Consider the following 5,622-nt stretch of genomic DNA (forward strand, 5'->3'; position numbering starts at 1 on the left):
ATCCGAAAACGCGTCTCTCACTGCCAGCCGTAGCGGCGGCTGTAGAAGCCCTTCACGGCCTGGGTCAGCACCATATAGCCCGCCAGGATCGCTACCAGCCATGGGAAGTAGCTCAGCGGCAGGGCCTGCAGCTGCAGGTAGCTAGCCAGCGGCGAGAACGGCAGCGCGATACCCACCGCCATCACCACCAGGGTCATGGCGAACAGCGGCCAGGCGGCCCGGCTCTGAACGAACGGAATGCGACGGGTGCGGATCATGTGCACAATCAGCGTTTGCGACAGCAGCCCTTCGATAAACCAGCCGGACTGGAACAGGGTCTGCATCTCCACGGTATTGGCGTGGAACACCCACCACATCAGGCCGAAGGTGAGGATATCGAAAATCGAGCTGATCGGTCCAAAGAAGACCATAAAGCGCCCGAGATCGGCCGGGTTCCAGCGCTGCGGCTTACGGATCTGCTCATCATCGACGTTATCAAACGGGATCGCCACCTGGGAGACATCGTACAGCAGGTTCTGAATCAACAGGTGCAGCGGCAGCATCGGCAGAAACGGCAGGAAGGCGCTGGCCACCAGCACGCTGAAAACGTTGCCGAAGTTGGAGCTGGCGGTCATTTTGATGTACTTGAGCATGTTGGCAAAGGTGCGGCGGCCTTCGATTACCCCCTCCTCCAGCACCATCAGGCTCTTCTCCAGCAGAATGATATCCGCCGCCTCGCGGGCGATATCCACCGCGCCGTCGACCGAGATGCCGATATCCGCCGCGCGCAGCGCCGGGGCGTCGTTGATGCCGTCGCCCATAAAGCCCACCACGTGACCTTCACGCTTGAGCAGCGTCACGATACGCTCTTTATGCAGCGGCGCCAGGCGGGCGAACAGCGTGGTGCGTTTGGCCAGCGCCGCCAGTTCGTCGTCGCTCATGGCTTCGATCTGGCTGCCAATCACCACTTCGCCAGCATCCAGTCCCACTTCATGGCACACCTTCGCCGCCACCAGCTCGCTGTCGCCGGTGAGGATCTTCACCGTGATGCCGCTGGCCTTCAGCGCCTTCAGCGCCGGGGCGGTGGTCTCTTTCGGCGGATCGAGGAAGGCGATGTAACCTTCAAGGATCAGGTCCGACTCATCGGCGCGCTGGTAGTCGCCTTCGCGGGCCGGCAGGTATTTAGTCGCCACCGCCACCACCCGCAGCCCCTGCCGGTTGAGGGTATCGGTCACCCGGCGAATGCGGCGCAGCATGGTGTCATCCAGAGGTACGATATCGCCGTTGTAGCGCACCTGGGTCGAGACGTTGAGGATCTCCTGCAGCGCCCCTTTGCAGATCAGCTGATGCGCGGCGTCATCCTCCTTCACCACCACCGACATGCGGCGGCGTTCGAAGTCGAAGGGTATCTCATCCACCTTCTGCCAGCGTTCCGCCAGCCCGCGGGCGGCATCCAGCTCAACCCCGTCCAGCACCGCGGTGTCGAGCAGGTTTTTCAGGCCGGTCTGGTAGTGGCTGTTGAGCCAGGCGGCATGCAGTACCCGCTCGCAGACCTTGCCGGAGACGTCGGTATGGTTCTCCAGCACAATCTTATCCTGGGTCAGGGTGCCGGTTTTATCAGTGCAGAGGATGTCCATCGCGCCGAAATTCTGAATGGCGTCGAGGTGCTTCACGATGACCTTTTGCTTCGACAGCTTCACCGCCCCGCGCGCCAGCGTCGAAGTGACGATCATCGGCAGCATCTCCGGCGTCAAGCCGACCGCCACCGACAGCGCGAATAGCGCCGCCTCCCACCAGTCGCCTTTGGTGTAGCCATTGATCAGCAGCACCACCGGGGCCATCACCAGCATAAAGCGGATCAGCAGCATGCTGACCCGGCTGATGCCTTTCTGAAAGGCGTTCGGCTCGCTCTCCTGTTCACTGACGCGGCCGGCCAGCTGGCCAAACCAGGTGCGGCCGCCGGTGGCGAAGACGATGGCCTGCGCCGAGCCGCTCACCACGTTGGTGCCCATAAAGCACAGGGTGTCGCACTCCAGCGGGTTTTGCTGCAGCGGATCGCGGCTGCGGGCCACTTTCTCCACCGGCAGCGATTCGCCGGTCAGCGAGGCCTGGGCGACGAACAGATCCCGCGCCTGCAGGATACGCAGGTCCGCCGGGATCATATCCCCCGCCGACAACCGGATAATGTCGCCCGGCACCAGCTGGTCGATAGGCAGCTCCAGCCAGCGGCTCTCCCCCTGCTCGTTCACCACCCGCAGCACGGTGGCGGTGTTGCTCACCATCGCTTTCAGCGCATCCGCCGCTTTGGTCGAGCGCGCCTCCTGGATGAAATTGAGCAATGTCGAGATCCCCACCATCAGGGCGATAACCCCGGCGGCGAACAGATCCTCGGTGGAATAGGAGACGATGCCGAGCACCGTCAGCAGCAGGTTGAACGGGTTGCGATAGCAGGTCCACAGATGCACCCACCACGGGGAGGGCTTCTGCGCCGGGATCTGGTTGTCACCATGTTTGAGAATTTTCGCCGCCACTTCGCCTTCATTGAGCCCTTCAGGGTGGCTGTCAAAGGCGCGCCAGATCTCCTGGTCGTCCATCGCCGCCACGTTCAGGCAATGCTGACCAAGCGATTCAGGAATGGGGCCACTCGCCAGATGGCGGGCGTCCGGCAGCGGATCGCGCTGGACTAAACGACGTGGCAGATGGCGGCTAAGCTGCGCGAACAGCTGCCGGGTATAATTTTTCAGCATAAACAGTCCCTCCGCGCTCGCCAAAGCGAACGCAGCGTTGCCGACGGGCGTAGCAAAACCTACCTGTCAGGCATGTTATTTTTATGGCAGGGACATCAAGGACGTCACTGCTTTACGCTTTCCGGTAAAGCAGTGTTAAACAGGCTTACCGGAAAGAAAGGTTGCTCCATCGAGGATGAGGAGTGGGATCGGGGTCCATAACTATCTCCGGTAAGTGAATATAAACGGCGCGAATTATAGCGCCCTCGCTGAGGATTGTGTGGCAATAATGGCGATGATAAACCCGCGCAACTAAACCGAACGTAAACCAGACTTTGCTCATTGCGGTTTGGTTGAGTAGCATTAGGCTCACTTCTACCATCCCTGACGAGAATTCCGCATGCAGAACCGGCTGACCATCAAAGATATCGCGCGCTTAAGCGGCGTAGGGAAATCGACGGTATCCCGCGTCCTTAACAACGAGAGCGGGGTCAGCGAACGGACCCGCGAGCGCGTCGAAGCGGTGATGCAGCAGCACGGTTTCTCCCCCCCCCGTTCCGCCCGCGCCATGCGCGGCCAGAGCGATAAAGTGGTGGCGATTATCGTCACCCGTCTCGATTCGCTGTCGGAAAACCTTGCCGTGCAGACCATGCTGCCCGCCTTTTATGAGCAGGGTTACGATCCGATTATGATGGAGAGCCAGTTCTCCCCGGCGTTGGTGGAGGAGCATCTCGGCATGCTCGCCCGGCGCAATATTGACGGCGTGGTGCTGTTCGGTTTTACCGGCATCGACGAAGCGATGCTCGCCCCCTGGCGCGACACCCTGGTGCTGATGGCCCGCGACGCTCCCGGCTTCGCCTCGGTGTGCTATGACGACGAGGGGGCCATCACGCTGCTGATGCAGCGGCTCTACGATCGCGGACACCGCCACATCAGTTTTCTTGGCGTACCGCACAGCGACGTCACCACCGGCGAACGCCGCCATCTGGCCTACCTCGCCTTCTGTAAAAAGCATCGTCTGACGCCCACCGCCGCCCTGCCGGGGCTGGGCATGAAGCAGGGATATGACACCGTCGCCAGCGTGCTGACGGCTGAAACCAGCGCCCTGGTCTGCGCGACGGATACCCTCGCCCTCGGCGCCAGCAAGTACCTCCAGCAGCAGGGTCGCGATGCGCTGCAGCTCGCCAGCGTCGGCAGCACGCCGCTGATGAAGTTTCTCCACCCGGAAATCTTGACCGTCGATCCGGGCTATGCCGAGTCCGGACGCCGGGCCGCCCGGCAGTTGATCGAGCAGATCGCCGGCAGCGTCGATCCCCGCCAGATCGTGATTCCCGCCGCCCTCAATTAATCTCGCTCGGGCGATTTATGTGATCGTCGCCGGGCTTCGGGAACGTTCCCATTTTGCAAATTAAGCGGAACGGTTAGGATGCCCTCAAGGTAAAAACGGCATCTCTCCCCTCTGTTTTTGAGGCTTCATCATGAGCAAAGTAAACCAGCAGGACATCGATAAACTGATCGAACTGGTGGGCGGGCGCGGTAACATCGCCACCGTCAGCCACTGTATTACCCGTTTGCGCTTTGTGCTGAACGACCCGGCCATCGCCAGACCAAAAGAGATTGAGCAGCTGCGCATGGTGAAGGGATGCTTCACTAACGCCGGCCAGTTCCAGGTGGTCATCGGCACCGAGGTGGGCGATTACTACAAGGCCCTGCTGGCGACCACCGGCCAGACCTCCGCCGACAAAGAGCAGGTCAAGCAGGCCGCGCGGCAAAATATGAAGTGGCATGAACAGTTAATCTCGCACTTCGCCGAGATCTTCTTTCCCCTGCTGCCGGCCCTGATCAGCGGCGGTCTGATCCTCGGTTTCCGCAACGTTATCGGCGACCTGCCCATGAGCAATGGCCAGACGCTGGCCCAGATGCACCCGTCGCTGAAAACCATCTATGACTTCCTGTGGCTGATTGGCGAGGCGATCTTCTTCTATCTGCCGGTGGGGATCTGCTGGTCAGCGGTGAAGAAGATGGGCGGCACGCCGATCCTCGGGATCGTCCTTGGCGTCACCCTCGTCTCCCCGCAGCTGATGAACGCCTATCTCCTCGGCCAGCAGGTGCCGGAGGTGTGGAACTTCGGCCTGTTTACCATTGCCAAAGTCGGCTACCAGGCGCAGGTGATCCCGGCCCTGCTGGCTGGCCTGGCCTTAGGCTTTATCGAGACGCGCCTCAAGCGCATTGTGCCTGACTACCTCTACCTGGTGATTGTCCCGGTCTGCTCGCTGATCCTCGCGGTGTTCCTCGCGCACGCCATTATCGGTCCGTTCGGCCGCCTGATCGGCGACGGCGTGGCCTTCGCGGTACGCCATCTGTTAACCGGCAGCTTCGCGCCGATCGGCGCCGCGCTGTTCGGCTTCCTCTACGCGCCGCTGGTGATTACCGGTGTCCACCAGACCACCCTCGCTATCGATATGCAGATGATCCAGAGCATGGGCGGTACCCCGGTGTGGCCGCTGATTGCGCTGTCGAATATTGCCCAGGCGTCGGCGGTGGTTGGCATCATCATCGCCAGCCGCAAGCAGAATGAACGTGAAATCTCGGTACCGGCGGCGATCTCCGCCTATCTCGGGGTCACCGAGCCAGCGATGTACGGTATCAACCTGAAATACCGCTTCCCGATGCTGTGCGCAATGATTGGCTCTGGCCTCGCCGGCCTGCTGTGCGGCCTGAACGGCGTGCTGGCGAACGGCATCGGCGTCGGCGGCCTGCCGGGGATCCTCTCCATCCAGCCTACCTACTGGCAGGTGTACGCCATGGCGATGGCTATCGCGGTGGTGGTGCCGATTATCCTCACCAGCGTGGTGTATCAGCGCAAGTACCGTCAGGGCACCTTGCAGATTGTCTAACTTCTTCTTTCGGGGGGGGC

The 5,622-nt window shown here is 61.4% G+C and carries 4 protein-coding genes; 2 read left to right on the plus strand and 2 right to left on the minus strand.

Annotated features, from left to right (window positions below; all coding sequences use genetic code 11):
* Nucleotides 1-17: 17 nt before the first annotated feature.
* Together mgtA and mgtL are read right to left on the minus strand one after the other, a co-directional pair.
* Nucleotides 18-2,726 (minus strand): magnesium-translocating P-type ATPase, encoded by a 2,709-nt coding sequence (gene mgtA / locus HMPREF9538_RS00135; RefSeq protein WP_009309303.1) that lies wholly within the window; start codon nucleotides 2,724-2,726, stop codon nucleotides 18-20.
* A 145-nt stretch (nucleotides 2,727-2,871) separates the two neighbouring features.
* Nucleotides 2,872-3,087 carry a mgtA regulatory leader peptide MgtL gene (gene mgtL / locus HMPREF9538_RS33485; RefSeq protein WP_219620685.1) on the minus strand — a complete coding sequence of 72 codons (216 nt, stop codon included), beginning with the start codon at nucleotides 3,085-3,087 and terminating at the stop codon, nucleotides 2,872-2,874.
* A gap of 18 nt (nucleotides 3,088-3,105) precedes the next feature.
* Between mgtL and treR the strand changes: the two genes are divergently transcribed.
* Entirely contained in the window at nucleotides 3,106-4,053 is a 948-nt protein-coding gene (treR, locus tag HMPREF9538_RS00130) for a trehalose operon repressor TreR (RefSeq protein ID WP_009486541.1), read from the plus strand.
* A gap of 130 nt (nucleotides 4,054-4,183) precedes the next feature.
* A complete protein-coding gene (gene treB, locus HMPREF9538_RS00125; protein ID WP_004186710.1) occupies nucleotides 4,184-5,602 on the plus strand; it encodes a PTS trehalose transporter subunit IIBC in 1,419 nt (472 codons plus the stop codon).
* Nucleotides 5,603-5,622: the final 20 nt, after the last annotated feature.

This window comes from Klebsiella sp. MS 92-3 (assembly GCF_000195655.1).
In the GTDB taxonomy this organism is placed as follows: Bacteria; Pseudomonadota; Gammaproteobacteria; order Enterobacterales; family Enterobacteriaceae; genus Klebsiella; species Klebsiella pneumoniae.